Origin of the sequence: Actinomadura macra NBRC 14102, from assembly GCF_001552215.1 — a bacterium.
GTDB lineage: Bacteria > Actinomycetota > Actinomycetes > Streptosporangiales > Streptosporangiaceae > Spirillospora > Spirillospora macra.
The window spans coordinates 186,835-208,581 of record NZ_BCQT01000019.1; the positions used below are offsets into that span (position 1 = coordinate 186,835).

General features: G+C 70.2%; 17 protein-coding genes. 6 read left to right on the plus strand and 11 right to left on the minus strand.

Features of this window, described 5'->3' with window-relative positions:
- Nucleotides 1–6: 6 nt before the first annotated feature.
- The 7 genes from prcB to AMA02S_RS30585 all read right to left on the minus strand — a co-directional run bounded on the left by prcB (nt 7) and on the right by AMA02S_RS30585 (nt 8,963).
- Nucleotides 7–852 (minus strand): proteasome subunit beta, encoded by an 846-nt coding sequence (prcB, locus tag AMA02S_RS30555; RefSeq protein WP_067465082.1) that lies wholly within the window; start codon nt 850–852, stop codon nt 7–9.
- A 147-nt stretch (nt 853–999) separates the two neighbouring features.
- On the minus strand, nt 1,000–1,866 hold the full coding sequence (locus tag AMA02S_RS30560) for an endonuclease VII domain-containing protein (protein ID WP_218005167.1): 867 nt from the start codon (nt 1,864–1,866) through the stop codon (nt 1,000–1,002).
- Between the two features lie 452 nt (nt 1,867–2,318).
- A complete protein-coding gene (locus AMA02S_RS30565; protein ID WP_067465088.1) occupies nt 2,319–2,528 on the minus strand; it encodes a ubiquitin-like protein Pup in 210 nt (69 codons plus the stop codon).
- Nucleotides 2,529–2,823: 295 nt separating this feature from the next.
- Nucleotides 2,824–4,341, minus strand: a complete 1,518-nt coding sequence (gene dop, locus AMA02S_RS30570; RefSeq protein WP_174550998.1) for a depupylase/deamidase Dop — start codon at nt 4,339–4,341, stop codon at nt 2,824–2,826.
- A 285-nt stretch (nt 4,342–4,626) separates the two neighbouring features.
- A complete protein-coding gene (arc, locus tag AMA02S_RS30575) occupies nt 4,627–6,390 on the minus strand; it encodes a proteasome ATPase (RefSeq protein WP_067465093.1) in 1,764 nt (587 codons plus the stop codon).
- Between the two features lie 324 nt (nt 6,391–6,714).
- Complete coding sequence (locus tag AMA02S_RS30580; protein WP_245667902.1) at nt 6,715–7,710, minus strand: tRNA (adenine-N1)-methyltransferase; 996 nt, start codon at nt 7,708–7,710, stop codon at nt 6,715–6,717.
- A 74-nt stretch (nt 7,711–7,784) separates the two neighbouring features.
- Complete coding sequence (locus AMA02S_RS30585; RefSeq protein WP_084265755.1) at nt 7,785–8,963, minus strand: site-2 protease family protein; 1,179 nt, start codon at nt 8,961–8,963, stop codon at nt 7,785–7,787.
- Nucleotides 8,964–9,051: 88 nt separating this feature from the next.
- Between AMA02S_RS30585 and AMA02S_RS30590 the strand changes: the two genes are divergently transcribed.
- The 5 genes from AMA02S_RS30590 to AMA02S_RS30610 all read left to right on the plus strand — a co-directional run bounded on the left by AMA02S_RS30590 (nt 9,052) and on the right by AMA02S_RS30610 (nt 15,923).
- Nucleotides 9,052–9,969: a RecB family exonuclease gene (locus AMA02S_RS30590; RefSeq protein WP_084265756.1), complete on the plus strand. Its 918-nt coding sequence runs from the start codon at nt 9,052–9,054 to the stop codon at nt 9,967–9,969.
- Nucleotides 9,970–10,100: 131 nt separating this feature from the next.
- Entirely contained in the window at nt 10,101–11,324 is a 1,224-nt protein-coding gene (locus tag AMA02S_RS30595; RefSeq protein WP_067465095.1) for a sensor histidine kinase, read from the plus strand.
- 96 nt (nt 11,325–11,420) lie between these two features.
- On the plus strand, nt 11,421–12,101 hold the full coding sequence (locus tag AMA02S_RS30600; RefSeq protein ID WP_067465097.1) for a response regulator: 681 nt from the start codon (nt 11,421–11,423) through the stop codon (nt 12,099–12,101).
- A gap of 478 nt (nt 12,102–12,579) precedes the next feature.
- A complete protein-coding gene (locus tag AMA02S_RS30605; RefSeq protein WP_067465099.1) occupies nt 12,580–13,431 on the plus strand; it encodes an ABC transporter ATP-binding protein in 852 nt (283 codons plus the stop codon).
- Nucleotides 13,428–15,923, plus strand: a complete 2,496-nt coding sequence (locus AMA02S_RS30610; protein WP_245667903.1) for an ABC transporter permease — start codon at nt 13,428–13,430, stop codon at nt 15,921–15,923. Before AMA02S_RS30605 ends, AMA02S_RS30610 begins: the two co-directional genes overlap by 4 nt.
- A gap of 129 nt (nt 15,924–16,052) precedes the next feature.
- Here the strand turns inward: AMA02S_RS30610 and AMA02S_RS30615 are convergent, their stop codons facing one another.
- Complete coding sequence (locus AMA02S_RS30615; protein WP_067465103.1) at nt 16,053–17,294, minus strand: MFS transporter; 1,242 nt, start codon at nt 17,292–17,294, stop codon at nt 16,053–16,055.
- A 67-nt stretch (nt 17,295–17,361) separates the two neighbouring features.
- Here AMA02S_RS30615 and AMA02S_RS30620 point away from each other — a divergent pair, with 67 nt between their 5' ends.
- Nucleotides 17,362–18,339, plus strand: coding sequence for a DUF5937 family protein (locus AMA02S_RS30620; protein ID WP_067465106.1), 978 nt, complete (start codon nt 17,362–17,364; stop codon nt 18,337–18,339).
- 76 nt (nt 18,340–18,415) lie between these two features.
- Here the strand turns inward: AMA02S_RS30620 and AMA02S_RS30625 are convergent, their stop codons facing one another.
- From AMA02S_RS30625 to AMA02S_RS30635, 3 genes are all read right to left on the minus strand, one after another.
- Nucleotides 18,416–19,498, minus strand: coding sequence for an ABC transporter ATP-binding protein (locus AMA02S_RS30625; protein WP_245667920.1), 1,083 nt, complete (start codon nt 19,496–19,498; stop codon nt 18,416–18,418).
- Between the two features lie 128 nt (nt 19,499–19,626).
- Nucleotides 19,627–20,712, minus strand: a complete 1,086-nt coding sequence (locus tag AMA02S_RS30630) for an ABC transporter ATP-binding protein (RefSeq protein WP_067465112.1) — start codon at nt 20,710–20,712, stop codon at nt 19,627–19,629.
- A complete protein-coding gene (locus AMA02S_RS30635) occupies nt 20,712–21,710 on the minus strand; it encodes an ABC transporter permease (RefSeq protein WP_067465115.1) in 999 nt (332 codons plus the stop codon). Before AMA02S_RS30635 ends, AMA02S_RS30630 begins: the two co-directional genes overlap by 1 nt.
- Nucleotides 21,711–21,747 lie beyond the last annotated feature (37 nt).

Consider the following 21,747-nt stretch of genomic DNA (forward strand, 5'->3'; position numbering starts at 1 on the left):
TCCCTTCTATCGCAGCGGGGCGGACGGCCCGCCCGGCGAGTCGTAACGTCCCTCGACCACCGAACGCGCCACCGCGCCCACCTCGTCCTCACCGAGCCGGCGATACCCGTCCGACGTCACCACCGCCACCACGGGGAAGATCCCCCGCGTCAGGTCAGGGCCACCCGTCGCCGAGTCGTCGTCCGCCGCGTCGTACAACGCCTGAACGCACACCAGCGCCGCGTCCTCGACCGACAGATCCGGCCGGTACAGCTTCTTCAGCGCACCCCGCGCGAACACCGAACCCGAACCAATCGAGTAGAAGTCCCTCTCCTCGTACCGGCCGCCCGCAGGATCGTAGGAGAAGATCCGCCCGCCGTCGCGCTCCTCGTCGTAACCCGCGAACAACGGCACCACCGCCAGACCCTGCATCGCCATGCCCAGGTTCTGCCGCACCATCGTCGCCAGCCGGTTCGCCTTACCCTCCACCGACAGCGTCCGGCCCTCGCGCTTCTCGTAGTGCTCCAGCTCCACCTGGAACAGCCGCACCATCTCGATCCCGATGCCCGCCGTCCCCGCGATCGCGATCGCCGAGAACTCGTCCGCGCGGAACACCTTCTCGATATCGCGCTGAGCGATCACGTTCCCCGCCGTCGCCCGCCGGTCCCCCGCCATCACCACCCCGCCGGGGAACCCCACCGCGACGATCGTCGTACCGTGCGGGATCTCATCCCTCACCGAGGACGCCGGAAGAGTCCGCCTGCCGGGCAGCAGCTCCGGAGAGTACGCCCCCAGGAACTCCGTGAACGAGGACGAATCCGGGCTGGCGAACAACCTCGGCAGACGTCCGGTGTGCGAATCGTGGGACGCCACGCGACTCCCTTCCCTCTGTCATGGCACCGGCTCCTCCATAACCCCACCGGCGCGGGACGACTACGACCCTACTGTTCACGGTCGTCCACCGCATGCCGCGTGATCCCCGCTCCAGTCCGCCCACGGCGAACCTCACCGCGGCGATCGTTACCGGGAACCCGCGTACCCCTCGGCCAGCGCCCTGTGAGAGTCCAGGAGGCGCTTCAGACCCAGCGAGAGCCACGTCGGCCCCTCATGGTCGTCGTCGACCCGCCACAGCCTGGACCGATGCAGCCCGTCCGCGGCGCGATACTCCGCCCAGCCACCCACGGGCACCGTCGAAGGATCGACGTCCGGCAGCGTGAACGACAGCCGAGTCCCCTTGCCGGCCACCGGAACCTCCGTCATCAGCTGACCCAGGAGGTAATCCGCCGCGCGGCGCAGCGAGACGGGATCATCGTCCAGTTGGCCCATGCCCGTGTTGCAACCACCACAGGCCATCCCGCGCACGGCGCCCGACTGGTGGTCATGATCGACGTGCTCGGCCGGAACGTCCCAGCAGACCGCGCACAGCCCTCCCTGGATCCCGAGCAGCCATTGGGCATCCTCGTCATTGATCCCGTACTTCTGACGCAGGTGGTAGTGCCGAGCCGTGTTGATTTTCGCGGCCCTCATCGTCCACTGCGGGTCCTGCCGCCTGCGCTCGGGCCCTCCCAGAACCGCGGCGCCGACTTCGAGTCTCATCCTGCGCGCGTGCGGGCCCCGCAACTCCACGTAGTCGGCGGCGGCGCCCAGGCAGCGCGGGTCGTCGTGGAACTGGCCGAGCGCTCCGTTGCACCTGAAGCAGAGGATTCCTCGGACGACTCCAGTGAGATGGCTGTGGTCGACATGCTTCGCCTCCTCACGAAGGCAGATAACGCAGACGCCCCCCTGCCGAGCGATCATCTGCCCCACCTGTTCCTCCGTGAGGCCGTAGCGGAGCTTCAGAAGGTAGTTGCGCTCACTTCCATGGCTTCGTTGCTTGATCTCTGCCATTGCCGTGTTGTGGCAGGGACGACAGTAGCCAGCGAGCCCTGACTTGTTAGCACGATTTCTACCGAATTCTCCGACTGGTTTGATCTCGCCGCAGCGGGCGCAGTGCTTCATCCCGTCCGGGACTGCCGAGTATCGTCTGAAGGCTCTCACCTGCTTGCCCAGTCGCTCCTGCCTCTTCCTGTAGGAGGCCGCGTTGCGCAAGGCAAAGCACTCCTTGCAGTAGAGAGCCAGGCCGTCGGCAGACGCTTTCCTTTTCGAGAATTCTGCGGCGTCCTTCACCTGGCCACAGTCCCGGCATCGCTTACGAGGCATGGGCAGGACTTTACAGTCCCGCCCATGCCTTTCTCAGCCCGTGGAGCGAACAACCACGATTGATAGGTGGATCGAGCTAGGGAGCTAGATGACTTTCCGGTTCTTACTCCTCGAACTCGGACATCCTCTCCCTTATAGGGTCACTCTCCCCCTTTTTGGACGTAGCTACGGATGAATTCCTCCGCATTTTCTTCGAGGACTTCGTCAATTTCATCGAGAATTGCGTCGACGTCGTCGGTGAGCTTGTCCTGGCGCTCCTGGACGTCCTCGGTCGTCGTGGCCTCGGTCTCGTCGACCTCTTCCGTGCGCCGAGTGGTCTGCTTCTGACCGCCGGTGTCCTTCGTGGCCATTCCGTACCTCCGCTCTGCCGGTACCCCCAACCCTATCCGCCGATCTTCTGCGCCGAACGGACCTATCGGGTCCGCTACACCGCCGCGATGGAGCCGGGGGCCTGCTCCGGTTATCGCCCCAGCCCCGACTACTGAAACGGGCATAGCGGTCACGAATCCGAGACCTCTCCCGAAGCCGCAGGTCAGCGGGATGTTCGACTTCGATAGTGACACTATCCAATTGGGCCGTCCACAGCCGTCGCGGCGCGTGTGGCGGTCGGGTTGCGGGGCCTGTGAGGGCCTGTGAGGGGCTGTGTCAGCTCTGGCCGGTCAGGGTGGCCACGAGGTCGGCGGCGGTGCGACAGCGGTCCAGAAGGGCTCCCACGTGCTGCCTGGTGCCGCGCAGGGGCTCCAGGGTGGGGACGCGCTGGAGGGACTCGCGGCCGGGGACGTCGAAGATGACGGAGTCCCAGGAGGCGGCGGCGACGGATTCGGCGTACTGGCGCAGGCAGCGGCCGCGGAAGTAGGCGCGGGTGTCCTCGGGCGGATCCTCGATGGCGGACTCGACCTGGGACTCGGTGACGACGCGCTCGATGCGGCCGCGGGCGACGAGGCGGTTGTAGAGGCCCTTGTCGGGGCGGATATCGGTGTACTGGAGGTCGACGAGCTGCAGGCGGGGGTGGGACCAGTCCAGGCCGTCGCGGCTGCGGTAGCCCTCCAGGAGTTCGAGCTTGGCGACCCAGTCGAGCTCGCGGGACAGCTGCATGGGGTCTTCGCCGAGGCGGTGCAAAACGGATTCCCAGCGGTCCAGGACGTCCTTGGTCATGTCGTCGACGTCGGCGCCGAAGCGGTCCTCGACGTACTTGCGGGACTGCTCCAGGTACTCCATCTGGAGCTGGACGGCGGTCATCTTGCGGCCGTCGCGGAGGGTGAGCAGATGCTTGCAGGACGGGTCGTGGGAGACGGCGCGGAGCGCGGCGACGGGCATGTCGACGGAGAGGTCGACGGTGAGGAAGCCGTCCTCGATCATGGCGAGGACGAGGGCGGTGGTGCCGAGCTTGAGGTAGGTGGACAGCTCGGCCATGTTGGCGTCGCCGATGATGACGTGGAGCCGCCGGTACTTCTCGGGGTCGGCGTGGGGTTCGTCGCGGGTGTTGATGATGGGGCGTTTGAGGGTGGTCTCCAGGCCGACCTCGACCTCGAAGAAGTCGGCGCGCTGGCTGATCTGGAAGCCGTCGCCGCGGCCGTCGACGCCGATGCCGACGCGGCCCGCGCCGCAGACGACCTGTCGGGAGACGAAGAAGGGGGTGAGGTGGCGGACGATGTCGGCGAAGGGCGTCTCGCGCTTCATGAGGTAGTTCTCATGGCAGCCGTAGGAGGCGCCCTTGTTGTCGGTGTTGTTCTTGTAGAGCTGGATGGGGTGGGTGCCGGGGACGAGGGCGGCACGGGCGGCGGCGTCGGCCATGACGCGTTCGCCTGCTTTGTCCCAGGTGACGGCGTCGAGGGGGTTGGTGCATTCGGGTGCGGAGTATTCGGGGTGGGCGTGGTCGACGTAGAGGCGGGCGCCGTTGGTGAGGATGACGTTGGCGAGGCCGAGGTCTTCGTCGGTGAGCTGGGTGGGGTCGGCGACCTCGCGGGCGAGGTCGAAGCCGCGGGCGTCGCGGAGGGGGTTCTCCTCTTCGAAGTCCCACCGGGCCCTGCGGGCGCGTGCCGCCGATGCCGCGAGGTAGGCGTTGACGACCTGGGAGGAGGTCACCATCGCGTTGGCCCCTGGTTGGCCGGGTACGGAGATGCCGTACTCGGTCTCGATGCCCATCACCCGCCGAACACTCATATCGTCGAGCCTATCGGGGCGGCGGGGGTGGAGCCATGGGGCTCCTCTTGAGGGGCGGGCGCCGGGGTTCCCGGCGCCGTGCGGGGATGGTTCGTGGTCTGGGCGTGGGTGTGTGGGCGGGTTGGGTTGAGCGGTGTCTGGTGTGGTGTGTTCTTCGGGTGTGTCGGGGTGCGGGCGGGCGTGTGCGCGGGGGGCTGGGTGATGGGGGTTCTCCGATGAATGAGGGCGCGGCGGCCTCCCCGGTGGGGGTGGCCGCCGCGCGTGTCGCTTCGGGTGTGGTGTCGGTCAGAGGTATTGGCCGGTGTTGGCGACGGTGTCGATGGACCGGCCGGCTTCGGCGCCCTTGGTTCCGGAGACGAGGGTGCGGATGTAGACGATCCGTTCGCCCTTCTTGCCGGAGATACGGGCCCAGTCGTCGGGGTTGGTGGTGTTGGGGAGGTCTTCGTTCTCGCTGAACTCGTCGACGCAGGCGGCGAGGAGGTGGTTGACGCGCAGGCCCTTCTGGCCGGTGTCGAGGAACTGCTTGATGGCCATCTTCTTGGCGCGGTCGACGATGTTCTGGATCATCGCTCCGGAGTTGAAGTCCTTGAAGTAGAGGACTTCCTTGTCTCCGTTGGCGTAGGTGACCTCCAGGAAGCGGTTCTCGTCGGTTTCGGTGTACATGCGTTCGACGACGCGTTGGATCATTGCCTCGACGGTGACGTCGTCGGAGCCGCCGTGCTCCTTGACGTCGTCGGGGTGGAGCGGAAGGCCACTGAGGATGTACTTGGAGAAGATGTCCTTGGCGGCTTCGGCGTCGGGGCGTTCGATCTTGATCTTCACGTCGAGCCGGCCGGGGCGCAGGATCGCGGGGTCGATCATGTCCTCGCGGTTGGAGGCGCCGATGACGATGACGTTCTCCAGGCCCTCGACTCCGTCGATCTCGCTGAGGAGTTGCGGGACGATGGTGTTCTCGACGTCGGAGGAGACTCCGGAGCCGCGGGTGCGGAAGATGGAGTCCATCTCGTCGAAGAACACGATGACGGGTGTTCCGGCGGACGCCTTTTCGCGGGCTCGCTGGAAGACCAGGCGGATGTGCCGTTCGGTTTCGCCGACGTACTTGTTGAGCAGTTCCGGGCCCTTGATGTTGAGGAAGAAGCTCTTGCCTTCCTGGCCGGTCTTCTCCGCGACCTGTTTGGCCAGGGAGTTGGCGACGGCCTTGGCGATGAGGGTCTTCCCGCAGCCGGGGGGTCCGTAGAGCAGGACGCCCTTGGGGGGGCGGAGTTGGTGCTCGCGGAAGAGGTCCGCGTGCAGGTAGGGGAGTTCGACGGCGTCGCGGATCATCTCGATCTGTGATCCGAGGCCGCCGATCTCGTCGTAGGAGATGTCGGGGACCTCTTCGAGGACGAGTTCCTCGACCTCCGCCTTGTGGATCTTCTCGTAGGCGTATCCGGAACGAGATTCGAGCATGAGGGAGTCGCCTGCGCGCAGGGGGACTCCGCGCAGCGGCTCGGCGAGCTTGATGACGCGTTCCTCGTCGGCGTGCGCGATGACGAGGGCGCGTTCTCCGTCGTCGAAGATCTCCTTGAGCATGACGACTTCGCCTTGTTCTTCGAAGGCGAGGGCTTCGACGACGTTGAGGGCCTCGTTGAGCATGACCTCTTGGCCGCGTTGGAGTTCGTCGACTTCGACGGCGGGACTGACGTTGACGCGGAGTTTGCGTCCGCCGGTGAAGATGTCGACCGTTCCATCGTCGCGGGCTTCGAGGAAGACCCCGAATCCGGAGGGTGGTTGGGCGAGCCTGTCGACCTCCTCCTTGAGCGCCACGATCTGTTCGCGAGCCTCTTTGAGGGTCGCTACGAGTCGCTCGTTCTGTCCGGTTACGGCGGCCAGGTTGGCCTGTGCCTCATGGAGGCGTTCTTCCAGAACACGTACTTGGCGCGGGGATTCCGCGAGCTTTCGGCGCAGCACGGAGATCTCCTCCTCCAGGAAGGAGATCTGCGTTTGGAGGTCTCTAACCTCCTTGTCGTGCTGCGCCCTGCGCGCCCCAGCATCGTCACGAGCGGCCACGCCCCGTCACCTCCTCACGAAGAGAGCCGACGACCTACTGAGACCCTACCTATCTGGAGGGCTTCCGTAACCTGCCCTTTCGGTACTCGTGTCGTTCGGTGGGTGCGGGCGGCAGGGTCGGGGTGGCGGCTGCCTGGGCGGTTGTGGTGCGGAGGTGGGGGTGGCGGGGTGGGGATTTCGCTGGTCCCACCCCGAGCCGATGGGCGGTTTGCCGGGTTCGGACGGTGAGGGGCCGGGCACCCGCGGCGCCGGGGATGTGACGGTACGGATCCGTCCGGTGTCAGATCGTACGGAATCCCGGCGTGATCGGTTCCAGAATGTGATCTACGACTCGGTTGCGTCGTCCGGCGTGGCGGCGCCGTTCTCGCCGGTGGCGCCGTCGTGGTGGGCGCCGTTGAGGTGGTCGGTGTCGGCCGCCGCGGCGCCGGTGGCGGGGCGGGCGGGTTCTGGGTGGGCGCCCTTGGCCGGGCGGCGGCGGCGCGGGGGCGGGGTGACGCCGTCGGCGAGGCGGCGCGCGGTGACCAGGAAGCCGGTGTGGCCGATCATGCGGTGGTCGGGGCGGACGGCGAGGCCGTCGACGTGCCAGGAGCGCAGCATGGTCTCGAAGGCGTAGGGCTCGGCGAAGGCGCCGTGGGCGCGCAGGTCCTCCACGACGCGGGACATCTGGGTGGTGGTGGCGATGTAGGCGCAGATGAGGCCGCCGGGGATGAGGGCTTTGGCGACGGCGTCGAGGGTCTCCCAGGGGGCGAGCATGTCGAGGACGACGCGGTCGGCCTCGGTCTCGGTGAGGGCGTCCTCCAGGGCGCCGACGGTGAGGTGCCAGGAGGGGTGGGGGCCGCCGAAGAACTTCTCGACGTTGGCGCGGGCGATGTCGGCGAAGTCGGGGCGGCGCTCGTAGGAGGACAGGCGGCCGTGCTCGCCGACGGCGCGCAGGAGGAAGCAGGACAGGGCGCCGGATCCGGCGCCGGCCTCGATGACGCGGGCGCCGGGGAAGATGTCGGCCATGGCGACGATCTGGGCGGCGTCCTTGGGGTAGACGACGGCGGCGCCGCGGGGCATGCGGACGGCGAAGTCGGCGAGGAGGGGCCGGAAGGCGAGGTAGTCGGTGCCGCCGGTGGAGCGGAAGACGGTGCCCTCGGGGCTGCCGATGATGTCGTCGTGGGGGACGGAGCCCTTGTGGGAGTGGTAGAGCTTGCCGGTCTGGAGGGTGATCGTGTTGATGCGGCCCTTGGGGTCGGTGAGCTGAACCTGGTCGCCGTGCCGGAACGGGCCGTGGGGGATGCGGCCGGTGGACGGGGGCTTCGGCTGGGGTTCGCTCATGGTGGTCAAGGCTAGCGCCGGGTGGGCGCAGCCCAGACCGGCTGTGGCGCCGCCTTGGCCCCTCCCCCGGCGGGTCAGACGCCGGTGAAGGTGCGGTCGACGTCGGTGACGGCGAGGACGCCGTAGACGCGTCCGTCGGGTTCGACGAGGAGGTACTCGGACGCGGGGGCGCGGCGGAGGGCGGTGACGAGGTCGTCGCCGGTGATGTCGGCGGGGAGGGTGAGGGCGTCCTCGATGCCGCGGGAGAGGTCGCCGGCGGAGATCCAGGGGCGGCGCTGGGGCGGGATGGCGGTGACGGCCTTCTCGCTGACGAGGCCACGGGGCATGCCGTCGTGGTCGACGATGACGAGGGCGCCGGAGTGGTCCTCGTGGGCGCGGCGGATGGCTTCGGCGAGGGGGACGTCGGCGGTGACGAGGGTGGCGCGGCGGGCGAGGCGGCGGGCCGACAGCAGGGGGATGCGGTCGCGGACGCGTTCGGCTCGGATGGCCTGGGTGGCGCCAACCCAGATGAAGGAGGCGACGAGCGCGGACCACAGGAGGGCGAGCCAGCCGAACCCGGCGCCGTCGGTCTGGTAGGTGGCGAGGAAGGCGCCGGCGAGGAGGCAGGCGATGGCGACGCCGCGTCCGACCCAGCCGGCGAAGATGGCGCCGCTGCGGCTGCGTCCGGTGGCCTTCCAGACGGCGGCGCGGACGAGGCGGCCGCCGTCGAGGGGCAGGCCGGGCAGGAGGTTGAAGACGCCCACGAGGAGGTTGGCGAAGGTGAGGGCTTCCAGGAGGAGGAGGGCGACGTCGGGCAGGGTGAGGACGGCGTGGGCGAACAGGCCGAGTCCGGCCAGGACGAGGTTGACGAGGGGGCCGGCGAAGGCGATGAGGAATTCGCGGCCGGGGGTGGGGGCTTCGCGTCCGATGGAGGTCTCGCCGCCGAGGATGTGCAGGGTGACGGAGCGGACGGGCAGGCCGAGGACGCGGGCGGTGACGGCGTGGCTGAGTTCGTGGATGAAGACGGAGCCGTAGAGCAGGAGGGCGTAGGCGAACGCGACGGCGTAGCTCGCGGGCCGGTCGATGACGTCGTTGGCCTGGCCCTCGAACATGATTGTGACGAGGACTGCCACCAGGAACCAGCTGGGCGAGACGAAGACGGGGACGCCGAAGGGCCGGCCCATGAGGAGGCCGGGGCGGCCGGTGCGGTCGTCGTCGGAGCCGGGGTCTCCGGCGGGCGTCTTGCCCTCGGCGGGTGGCGCGCTGTGTGTCACGTCACCGATGCTACGGCCCCGTAGGGGTGGCCCGGCGCGGTGGCCCGGTTGCGGGATTTCGTCGGGGGTGTCGCCTACGCTGCTGGCCATGACGACCACGGAGGCCGGTAGTGAGGCGAGTGTCCCGTCCACCGAGGACGGGGGCGTCCGGGTCGTCGGCTCGCTGTCGCCGTCGCGGGCGGGGGATTTCATGACATGCCCGCTGCTGTACCGGTTCCGGGTGATCGACAAGCTTCCGGAGCGGCCGAGCGCGGCGGCGGCGCGGGGGACGTTGGTCCACGCGGTGCTGGAGCGGCTGTTCGATCTGCCGACGGGCGGGCGGACGGTGGCGGCGGCGCTGGAGCTGCTGGGGCCGCAGTGGGAGCGGCTGCTGGAGGCGGAGCCGGAGCTGGCGGGGCTTTTCGCGGGTGAGGGCGGGGACGCGGAGCGGGCGGAGTGGCTGGAGCAGGCGCGGCGGATGGTGGAGCGGTACTTCACGTTGGAGGATCCGCGGCGGCTGGAGCCGGCGGAGCGGGAGCTGTTCGTGGAGACGGTCCTGGATTCGGGGTTGAAGCTGCGGGGTTACATCGATCGGGTGGATGTGGCGCCGAGTGGTGACGTGCGGATCGTGGATTACAAGACGGGGACGGCTCCGCGGGCCGACTTCGAGGCGCGGGCGTTGTTCCAGATGAAGTTCTACGCGCTGGTGTTGTGGCATTTGCAGGGGCGGGTGCCGCGTTTGCTGCAGCTGATGTATCTGGGCAATGGCGAGGTGCTGCGGTACGAGCCGGATGAGGCGGATCTGCGGGCGACGCAGCGGAAGGTGGAGGCGCTGTGGGAGGCGATCCGGCGGGCGATGGACACCGGGGAGTGGCGGCCGCGGACGAGCCGGCTGTGCGACTGGTGTGATCACAAGGAGCGGTGCCCGCAGTTCGGGGGCACTCCCCCGCCGTTGCCGGTGGTGCCGGTGCGGCGCCCGTCCCCGGCGGATCTGGAGTCCGCGGCCCGCGAACGGGACGATCTGTAGGACGATCTGTAGGACGATCGTGGTCTGCACCGGACGGAACCTGGACGGTGCTCCGGATCCTCCTTGGGGAGGACGACAGATCCACGTACAGGAGGGGTCACGACCTGGCATGACCTCCTAGGGTGAGAGTCGTGTCACCCCGCATTCGTGGTCTTCGTACCTGCCGTGCCTGGCTGCAGTCGCGCCCGCTGGCCGCCGACGCGGTGCTGTCGCTCGGGCTGCTGCTGGTAGGGCTGCCGCAGTTGTTCGTGGAGGACCTTCCGCATGGGGAGGGCTACGAGCATTTCCAGTCACCGGATCTGGTGAACGGGTTGCTGGTGGCGATGGTGACGATGGCGCTGACGTTCCGGCAGCGGTATCCGCTGTCGGTGCTGATGTTCATCGTGGCGGGCGAGTTGGCGATGGCGGTGCAGGACTATCCGCCGTCGGTGCCGGACGTGGTGGCGTTCCTGATCGCGGTGTACAGCGTCGCGGCGCACCGGGGGTTGGCGCACAGCGCCCTCGGCGGCGTGGTGGGCTTCGTGTACTTCGTGGTGTCGCTGGTGATGCTGCCGATCGACATGTCGCCGGTCGTGCTGATCACGGACGCGGCGCTGGTGGTCGGGGTGTGGGTGCTGGGCCGGAACCTGCGGCTGCGGCGGGCGTACTTCACGGAGTTGGAGGACCGGGCGGCGCGGCTGGAGCGGGCGCGGGGCACGGACGCGCGGGCGGCGCGGATCGAGGAACGGTCGCGGATCGCGCGGGAGTTGCACGATGTGGTGGCGCACCATGTGAGCGTGATGACGGTGCAGGCGGGGGCGGCGCGGCGGATCATCGACCGGGACACCGACAGCGCGCGGGAGGCGATGTCGACGATCGAGGAGGTCGGGCGGACGGCGCTGAGCGAGATGCGGCGGATCGTGGGTGTGCTGCGCACGGACCGGGACGTGGAGCAGGCGGGCCGGGAGCTGGCGCCGCAGCCGGGCCTGGGGGATCTCGGGGAGCTGTTGGACCATGTGCGGGAGACGGGCCTGTCGGTGCAGCTGTGGATCGAGGGTGAGGCGCGGACACCGTCTCCGGGGGTGGACGTGGCGGCGTTCCGGCTGATCCAGGAGGCGCTGACCAATACGCTCAAGCATGCGGGTTCGCAGGCGCGGGCCTGGGTCCGGCTGTATTACACCGATAACGACCTGACCGTGGAGATCGAGGACGACGGGCACGGCACCGCGACGATCATGGCTGACAATGGGGACAATCCCGGGCACGGTCTGGTCGGGATGTATGAGCGGGTGGCGTTGTACGGCGGCGAGCTGCGGATCGGGCCGCGTGTCGGTGGCGGGTTCGGCGTGCGGGCCCGGTTCCCCCTGGAGGCATAGGTTGAGGATGAGCGGCGCGAGGCGAGGAGCTGGGACGATGGAACCGAGCGGGACGGTGCGGCGGCGCGTGGCGGAACGGTGCCGCGGGGTGGACCGATGAGCACGGTGCGGGTGCTGCTCGTCGACGACCAGCCGCTGCTGCGGACGGGTTTCCGGTTGATCCTGGAGGCCGAGGCCGACATCGCGGTGGTCGGTGAGGCCGGGGACGGCGCGGCGGCGGTGGAGATGACGCGGTCGCTGCTGCCGGACGTGGTGTTGATGGACATCCGGATGCCGGGGGTGGACGGGATCGAGGCGACCCGGCGGATCATCCGGGAGGAGGCCGCCTCGCATGACCCGAGGGTGCTGATCCTCACGACGTTCGACCTGGACGAGTACGTGATCGAGGCGGTGCGGGCGGGGGCGAGCGGGTTCCTGTTGAAGGACTCGCCGCCCGAGGATCTGGTGCAGGCGATCCGGATCGTCGCGGCGGGCGACGCGATCGTGGCGCCGAGCGTGACGCGGCGGCTGCTGGACAAGTTCGCGACGCGGCTGCCGGCGGTGCGTGACTCCTCCCCGCCGCCGGGGCTGGACACCCTCACCGAGCGGGAGCGGGAGGTGCTGTCGCATGTGGCGCGGGGCCAGTCGAACGCGGAGATCGCGGCGGAGCTGGTGGTGAGCGAGACCACGGTGAAGACGCATGTGGGGAACGTCCTGGCGAAGCTGGGGCTGCGGGACCGGGTGCAGGCCGTGGTGTACGCGTATGAGACGGGATTGAGCCGCCCCGGGCACACCTGATCCGCTCCGGGCACACCTGATCCGCTCCGAACCCATCTGATCCGCTGCCAGCCGATCTGACCCGCTCTGGCAGATCTGACCCGCCCCGGCGATCTGGCCCTCGCGAATCGACCCTGGCGAATCTGACCCTGGCGGGTGGACCAAACCCTGGTATGACGCCGGTGGGTGCCCCGCCGGGCCGTTCTGGTGCTTTCCGGCCGGTCCTTGCCTGTTTCGGGGAGGGCCGGCCTTCGCGTTGCCGGGGTTCTCCCCTAGGCCGTACCTCCGGGGTACCCCCTCCTTTGTCACGGGGGTCCTACTCCGGGAGGACGACGGGGTGGAGGTGCCCTCCTGCCAGGGTTGGAGTGGTAATTCCCTTCCTGGGGTGCATCTCACGGGCGCGCCGGACTCCTACTGTTTCTTACGACGGATCGCCGGGGGGTCAGGCGCGGTCCGGACACAGATCTCATTCCGCTTTCACCCGAAACAGGGAGTTCACGTGACGAACACCGCCCCATCGACCGCTGACGCGCACGCCGCGCCGGGGGCGGGCGATTTCGCCGCACGGGCGCATCAGGTCGCGAAGGTGTACGGGAAGGGCGACGCGCAGGTCGTCGCCCTCGACGGCGTGACCGTGGGCATTCCCCGCGGCCGCTTCACCGCGATCATGGGCCCGTCCGGGTCCGGTAAGTCCACGCTGATGCACTGCATGGCAGGGCTGGACTCGGTCGACTCCGGGGAGGTGTACATCGGCGACACCGAGCTGACGCGATTGCGCGACAAGCAGCTCACCCGGCTGCGCCGCGACAAGATCGGGTTCATCTTCCAGGCGTTCAACCTGGTGCCGACGCTGACGGCGATCGAGAACATCACGCTGCCCATGGACATCGCCGGCCGCAAGCCCGACCAGCAGTGGCTGGACGCGGTGATCGACACGGTCGGGTTGCGGCCGCGGCTCAAGCACCGTCCGACCGAGCTGTCGGGCGGGCAGCAGCAGCGCGTGGCGTGCGCCCGGGCCCTCGCCGCCCGCCCCGAGATCATCTTCGCGGACGAGCCGACCGGCAACCTGGACTCGCGGTCCGGTGCCGAGGTGCTGGGGTTTTTGCGGGACTCGGTGCGGCGGATGGGCCAGACGATCGTCATGGTGACGCATGACCCGTCCGCCGCCGCGTACGCCGATCAGGTGCTGTTCCTGACCGACGGGCAGATCGTCGACACGATGACCCAGCCCACGGCGGAGCGGGTGCTGGAGCGGATGAAGGGCTTCGAGGCAGGGCCGCGTCCCGGCGCGGGTGTTCCCGGCGCGGCCGGTGCCGCGGGCGGGCAGGGGCCGGGGGTCGCGGCGCGATGATGGGCAAGGTCACGCTCCGCAATCTCGCGGCGCACAAGATCAGGCTGGTGCTGACGGCCGTCGCGGTGATCCTCGGCGTGGCCTTCGTGGCGGGCACGCTGATCTTCACCGACACGATGAACAAGCAGTTCGACGACCTGTTTAGCCGGATCGGCACGAACGTGGCCGTGGACGTGCGGGCCAAGAAGGTCGTCGACGGCGGCGACGACGAGACCGCCCCGGCGCAGCCGGTGCCGGCGTCGGTGCTGGCGACCGTGCAGGGGGTGGACGGGGTGAAGAACCCCGTCGGCAACGTCAACGGGTTCGCCGCGGTGGTGGGCCCCAACGGCAAGCTGATCGGCGGCGGAAACGGTCCGCCGCAGCTCGGCGCGAACTGGACCGACTCCGGGTCCTTCGACCTGAAGTCGGGGCGGGCGCCGCGGGGACCCCATGAGGTCCTCGTCGACGCCGAGACCGCGGCCAAGGGCAAGCTCACCGTCGGCGGCACCGCCCGCGTCGTCACCTCGGGCAAGCCCCGGCAGATGACGGTGGTCGGGCTGATCGACGCCGGGGACCTGATGGGCGCCACCGTCACCGCGTTCGACACGCCGACCGCGCAGCGGCTGCTGCTGAAGCCCGGCTACTTCTCCGACATCGAGATGGGCTCGTCCGGCCCGTCCGAGACGGAGTTGCGCGACCGGGTGTCGAAGGTGCTCCCGGGTGGTGTCGAGGCCGTCACGGGGACGGAGCTGCGCGAGGAGACCAAGAGCGACGTCGCGTCGTTCCTGAACTTCTTCCGCACCTTCCTGCTGGTGTTCGCGCTGATATCGATCTTCGTCGGGGCGTTCATCATCTTCAACACGTTCTCGATGCTCGTCGCGCAGCGGACCCGTGAGCTGGCGCTGCTGCGCGCCATCGGCGCCGCCCGCCCGCAGGTGACGCGGGCGGTGATCGGCGAGGCGGTCGCGGTCGGGATCGTGGGGTCGACGCTCGGGCTGGTCACGGGGGCCGGCCTGGCGGCCGCGCTCCAGGCCGCGGCCGGTATGGACGGCGGGCTGACGTTCACCGCCACCCCGGTGATCTGGTCGTATGTGGTGGGCATCGTCGTCACGGTCGTGTCGGCGTACTTCCCGGCGCGGCGCGCCGCGAAGATCCCGCCGGTCGCGGCGATGCGCGACGACGTCGCGCTGCCGCAGCGGTCGCTGCGGATCCGGGTCGCGCTCGGGTCGCTGCTCACCCTGATCGGTGCGGGCCTCATCGGGGTCGGGCTCGGCGGGGGCGGCGGCAGCCCGGTGGTCGCGGTGGGCGCCGGCGCGTTCGCGGTGTTCATCGGTGTGGCGATGCTCGCGCCGGTGATCAGCGTCCCGGTGGTGCGGGTGCTGGCCGCGCCGTTCGCGAAGCTGCTGGGCACGCCGGGCCGGCTGGCGCAGCGCAACGCGCTGCGCAACCCGCGGCGGACCGCCGCCACCGCCGCCGCGCTGATGATCGGCCTGGCGCTGATCACCGTGGTGAACGTGATGGGGTCGTCGATGCGGGCGTCGGTGGACGCGCAGATCGACGGGCAGTTCGGCGCCGACTACCTCGTCGAGCCGAGCGGCGGGAGCGGCATCGACGACGCCACCGTCCAGAAGGTGAAGGCGACCCCGGGCGTGCTGGCCGCGTCGGCGACCTATCCCGGCAGGGCCAAGGTCGGCGGGGACAAGCTGGAGTACATGTCCGGTGACGTCGCCGCGATCACGAAGGCCGCGCGGCTGAAGATGGTGTCGGGCGGTTCCGACCTCGGTCCGGCCGGGATGATGGTGACCGAGAGCCTGGCCAAGGACCACGGCTGGAAGGTCGGCAGCAGCATCCCCGTCCAGTTCACCGACGGCAAGGTGCAGCAGCTGAGGCTCGCCGGGATCTTCGCCAAGAGCGACCTGATCGGCGGGACGGTCATCTCCCTGCCGGCGTACATGGCGCACACCGCCCGGCCGTCCGCCGACGCGATGGTGATTGACACGGCGAACACCGACGCGGCGACGAAGGCGGCGCTGGAGGCGACGCTGAAGGACTACCCGAACCTGGAGGTGTCCGACCAGGCGGCGTTGAAGGACAGCGCCCACAGCGAGGTGGACACGTTCGTGACGTTCCTGTCGGTGCTGCTCGCCATGTCCGTCATCATCGCGGCGGTCGGTGTGATCAACACGCTGGCGCTGTCGGTGATCGAGCGGACCCGGGAGATCGGGTTGCTGCGCGCGATCGGCATCAGCCGCCGCCAGCTGCGCCGCATGATCCGGATGGAGTCCATCGTGATCGCGGTGTTCGGTGCGCTGCTCGGCATGGGCATCGGCGTGTCGTTCGGCGCGGCGTTGCAGAACGCGCTGAAGGACAAGGGCCTGAGCGAGCTGTCCATCCCGATCGGCACGCTGGTCATCTACCTGGTGGTCGCCGCCGTGATCGGCGTGTTCGCCGCGCTGTGGCCGGCGTGGCGGGCCGGGCGGATGGACGTCCTGAAGGCCATCTCCACGGAGTGACCTCCTCCCCCAGGGCGCGGGCGCCGCACACCTCCCGCGGCGCCCGCGCCGCGACGCCCCGTACGGCCGCCAGTAGGCCGTACGGGGCGTCTCGCGTCCCACAGTGGCGCCCCGTCCGAGCAGGCGCCTTCAGGTGGTGGCCGGGAGTGTGCGGGTGGTCAGGCGGGCCTGGTGCAGGGGGCGGCGCAGGAGCAGCGCCGTGACGAGCGTCGCGGTGCCCGCGCAGGCGAGGGTCTCCCCCACCGGCAGTACCTCCGCCAGGCCGCCCAGCAGCACCGGGCCCACGCCCTGCGCGGTCATCAGGCCCGTCGACAGCAGCCCGAACGCCTGCCCGCGCCCCTCCTCCGGCAGCGCGTCCACGAACGGCCGCTGGATGCCGAGCTCGTAGGCGAACCCGCAGCCGCACAGCACCAGCAGCGCCGCCGCGGCCGCCGCCGGCAGCGGCAACGCGAGTGGCAGCAGCGGCAGCCCGAACGTCGCCATCAGCGGCACCGCGAGCCGCTCCCGCGCCGCCGGGCCCAGCAGCCGCGCCCCCGCGAGGTTGCCCAGCAGCATCCCCGCCGCCGAACCGCCTAGCAGCAGCGCCGCCACCCCGTCCCCGTATCCGCGGGTTCCCGCGTACGGGACGAGGAGGCTCTCGGCGCCGGCGACGAACGCCGGCGGCAGCCACTGCGCCAGCAGCAGCGCCCGCACCACCGGGTCCCGCAGCAGCCGCAGGTTCCCCGCCCAGCTGTCGCCCACCACCGACCCGCCGGCCGCACGCGGCGGGGGCGGCAGGTCCGGCAGCCGCAGCCGCACCAGCAGCGCGGCCGCCAGGTGCCCGGCCGCCGCCGCCAGCAGCGCGTGCCGGGCCCCCACCGCCGCGACCGCGATGCCCCCGAACGCGAGCCCGAGCAGCTGCGCCGCCGCCGACGCCATCGTCATCAGCGACCGGCCCAGCACGTAGGCGTCACCGTCCAGGACCTCGGCGACGAGGCGGTTGGAGGCGCCCGCGAACACCGGTGTCGCGCACGCCACCACCGCGACCAGCGTCAGCGCCGCGGCGACCGGCATGCCCAGCAGGCCCAGCGCCGCCGCCGCGGCCGCCTCAAGGGCGTAGGCGCCCCAGATCAGAGGCCGGGGACGCAGCCGGTCGGCGAGCGACCCCAGCAGCGCCCCGCCCGCGAGCTGCGGCAGGAACCCGATGCCGTAGGCGATCGCCGCGAGCAGCGGGGATCCCGTGTGCCCGTACACCAGCACCGACAGCGCGATCATCCGCAGCGTGTCCGCGGCGATGGCCAGCGTCCGGCTGCCGAACAGCACCCGGAACCGTTGCTCGGCCAGCGCCTCCCGGTACCCGGCGCGCCGCTCCTTCCCCGTGGTCACCGTCATCCGGCCAGCCTCACGGGCCCGGCTCCGGAGCCGCGAACCTTACGCCCTGTGCCGTAAGGTCGGGGGTGTGATCCGCTTCGAGGTGTCCGCGGACGACCTGCTGCACAGCAGGTTCGCGCTGTCGCCGCTGTTCGAACTGGACGGGCTGCTGCGCGCCCTCGCCGGGCTGTCCGAGCGGACCCTGCCGGGCGCCTGGGCGGCGCGGCTGGCACCGGAGTTCCGCGCGCTGCGCGCCGGGACGGAACTGGACGCCGTCCTCGCCCTGCAGTCCCACCGCAACGGCGCGGCGTTCGCGGCGCCGCCGCCCCGCGGCCTCGCCCAGACGGTCGAGGACGATCTCGCCGCCGTCCGCGCCACTCCCCCGGACGTGGCGCGCCGCGAGATCGACCACGCGCTGGGGCTGCGGCCGGCCGGTGACCGTGCTCGCGCGATCCTGGATCGTCCCGACGTGGTCTCCGTCGTCGCCGAGACGCTGGAGACGGCGTGGCGCACGCTCCTTGCTCCCGACTGGCCGCGGCTGCGCGCGATCTGCGAGCGCGACGTCCTCCACCGCGCCGGGCGGCTCAGCGGCGGCGGCTGGGAGGCGGCGCTGCGCGACCTGCATCCGCGCGTGCGGTGGCGCGATGGCGGCATCGACCTGCTCGGCATGGCCGTCAGCGAGACCGTCCCGCTCGGCGGGCGCGGCCTGCTGCTCATCCCGGCGGTGTTCGTGTGGCCGGGGATCGCCGCGCACACCGAGGAGCCGTGGCCGCACGCCCTGCTCTACCCGGCCCGCGGGATCTCCGCGCTCTGGGAGAGCGCGCCGCCCGCCGAGCCCGGTGCCCTCGCCTGCCTCCTCGGCCGCACTCGCGCCCGGATCCTGCTGGCCCTCGCCGAACCGGCGGGCACCACCCAGCTCTCCCGCGCCCTCGGCGTCGCGCCCGGCACCGTCGGCGACCACCTCACCGTCCTGCGCCGCGCCGGGCTCCTCGACAAGTCCCGCGCGGGGCGCGCCGTCCTGTACCGCCGGACGCCTCTCGGCGACGCGCTCGCCCGCACCCCCTGACACCGCAGACGCCGAAGGCCCGGTCCCCGCGGGCGGGGACCGGGCCTTCGGCGTGTGGAACGCGGGGAGCGCCGGGTCAGGACTCCGGCTCGGGGTCGTCGACCACCGTGGTGGTTCCCGCCCCCGGCGCCGGGGCGACCGCGGCCCGCGCGACCTCGTCGGTCGCGCTCACCGTGGTGTTCTCCGGGAAGTGGCAGGCGGCCTGGTGGCCGGGGCTGAGCTCCACCAGCGGCGGCTCGACCTGCTTGCAGATGTCCTGTGCCTTCCAGCAGCGGGTGTGGAAGCGGCACGCCGGTGGCGGGTCCAGCGGGCTCGGGACGTCGCCCTGCAACCGGATCCGCTGCCGGTCGCCGCGCTCGCTCGGGTCCGGGATCGGCACCGCCGACAGCAGCGCGTTGGTGTAGGGGTGCATCGGGCGCTCGTACAGGTCCGCGCGGTCCGCCACCTCGACGATCTTCCCGAGGTACATGACCGCGACCCGGTCGGAGATGTGCCGCACCACCGACAGGTCGTGCGCGATCACCACATAGGTGAGGTCGAGCTCGTCCTGCAGGTCCTCCAGCAGGTTCACCACCTGCGCCTGCACCGACACATCCAGCGCCGACACCGGCTCGTCCGCGACGATCAGCTTCGGTTTGAGCGCCAGCGTCCGGGCGATCCCGATGCGCTGCCGCTGCCCGCCGGAGAACTCGTGCGGGTACCGGTTGTAGTGCTCGGGGTTCAGGCCCACCAGTTCCAGGATCTCCTGGACGGCCTTCTTCACGCCCTGCTTGGTCTCGATGTTCTGCAGCCGGAACGGCGCCCCGACGATCGCGCCGACCGTCTTGCGCGGGTTCAGCGACGAATACGGGTCCTGGAAGATCATCTGAAGGTCGCGGCGGAGCGGCCGCAGCCGCCCCTGGGACATCTTCGTGATGTCCTCACCCTCGAAGGTGATCTTCCCGAAGCTCGGGTCCAGCAGCCGCATCACCATCCGGCCGGTCGTGGACTTGCCGCAGCCCGACTCGCCCACCAGTCCCAGCGTCTCGCCCTTGCGGACCGAGAACGACACGCCGTCGACGGCCTTCACCGCCGCGACCTGCCGGCGCAGCAGTCCCGCCGTGACGGGGAAGTGCTTGCCGAGGTTCTCCACCTCCAGCAGCGGCTCGCCGTCCCGGATCGGACGGGACTCGCGGGCCGTCTCGGTGGCCGTGGCGGCCGCGGTCGAGGCCGTGGAGGGGGCCTCGGCGGCGGTGTCGCCCGCCGCGGTCTTCTCAGTGCTCACAGTCTCGTTCCCACCCGTGCTCGTCACAGCTTCGGCCGGATCTCGGAGTCCCAGATCTCCCGCCGCTTGTCCAGCGGAAGATGGCAGGCCGCCTTGTGGCCCGGCTCGACCTCCAGCAGTTCGGGCCGCTCGGTGGTGCTCTTGCCGCCCGTCAGGTCACAGTAGGCGCAGCGCGGGTTGAACGCGCAGCCCTCCGGGACGTTGATCAGGCTCGGCGGCGTTCCCTTGATCGGCATCAGCCGTTCGGTGCGCTCGCGGTCCAGCCGCGGCATCGACCCGAGCAGCCCCCACGTGTAGGGGTGCAGCGGACGATGGAACGCGTCCTGCACCGAGGCGTACTCGGCGCACCGGCCCGCGTACATCACCAGGATGTCGTCCGACAGTTCGGCGACCACCCCCAGATCGTGGGTGATCATGATGATCGCGGAGTTGAACTCCTGTTGCAGGTCCCGGATGAGGTCGAGGATCTGCGCCTGCACCGTCACGTCCAGCGCGGTGGTGGGCTCGTCGGCGATCAGCAGTTCCGGGTCGCACGACAGCGCCATCGCGATCATCGCGCGCTGCCGCATCCCGCCGGAGAACTGGTGCGGGTAGTCGTCCACCCGCTTGTCGGGCTTGGGGATGCCGACCCGGCCCAGCATGTCGATGGCGTGCTTGCGCGCCACCTGCTTGGACACGTCGTTGTGGACCCGGTACGCCTCGACGATCTGGTTGCCGACCGTGTAGAAGGGGTGCATCGCCGACAGCGGATCCTGGAAGATCATCGCCATCTTCCGGCCGCGGAGCCTGCGGACCTGACCGGGGGACGCGCCGACCAGCTCCGCGCCGTCCAGCCAGATCTCACCCGACACGTTGGCGTTGCGGCGGTTGTGCAGCCCGAGCAGGCCGAGGCTCGTCACGCTCTTGCCCGAGCCCGACTCGCCCACGATGCCGAGGGTGCGGCCCCGCTCCAGCGAGAACGACAGCCCGTCGACCGACTTCACCAGGCCGTCGTCGGTCGGGAAGTGGATCTTCAGGTCGCGGACCTCAAGGAAGGAGGTGGGCGCCCCGCGCTCCGCCGCGGTCTCGGCGGAGCCGTTCACCAGCTCGGCCGGTTTCCTGCGCGCCATCAGCTGTGCCTCACCCTCGGGTCGACGACCCCGTACAGGACGTCCACGACCAGGTTGGCGAGGACGATGAACAACGCCGTCGTCAGCGTCGCCCCCAGCACCACCGGCAGGTCGCTCTGGTTCACCCCGTCCAGCGCCAGCTGGCCGAGGCCGGGAATCGAGAACGTCTTCTCGGTGATGATCGCGCCGCCGAGCAGCAGCCCGATGTCCAGACCGAACACCGTCATGATCGGGGTGAGCGTCGCGCGCAGCCCGTGCTTGACCACCACCGTCTTCTCCGGCAGGCCCTTCGCGCGCGCCGTCCGGATGAAGTCCTCGTTCATCGTCTCCAGCATGCCCGCCCGTGTCAGCCGCGCATAGAGCGCCGCGTAGAGGAACGCCAGGCAGATCCACGGCAGGATCAGATTGAACGGGTTGTCGGTCACGTCGTTGTAGTTGACCGCAGGGAGGATCTCCCATCGGTGAACGACGAACGCGAGCGACAACAGGCCCGTGAAGAAGATCGGCAGCGATACGCCGGCCAGCGCGATACCCATCGCCGCCCGGTCGAAGATCGTGCCTCTGCGCAGCGCCGACAGCACACCGATCGACACGCCCGCCAGCACCCACAGCACCGCCGCGCCGATCGCGATCATGAACGTGACCGGGGCGCGGTCGACGATCTGGTCGGTCACCGACTGGTTGGTGCGGAAGGAGTAGCCGAGGCACGGCGCCGGGCAGTCGATCTCCTCGGTGCCGGTGTCGTAGGTGTCGCCGACGACGATCGCCTTGATGAACTTCCCGTACTGCACCGGGATCGGATCGTCGAGCCCGAAGCGGTCCTTGATCGCGGCGAGGGTGGCCGCGTCCGGCTGCTTGCCGGCGAAGCGGCCCGCGATGTCGTCGCTGGTCACGCCCGCGGCCCGCGGGACAAGGAAGAAGATGGCGTACGTCACCGCGCTGATGATGAGGAGCAACCCCACCGCGCCCAACAGGCGGCGAACTATGAATGCGATCACAGTGTCCGGCCCAGGCGGCCGCCGGGGGATCCCCCCG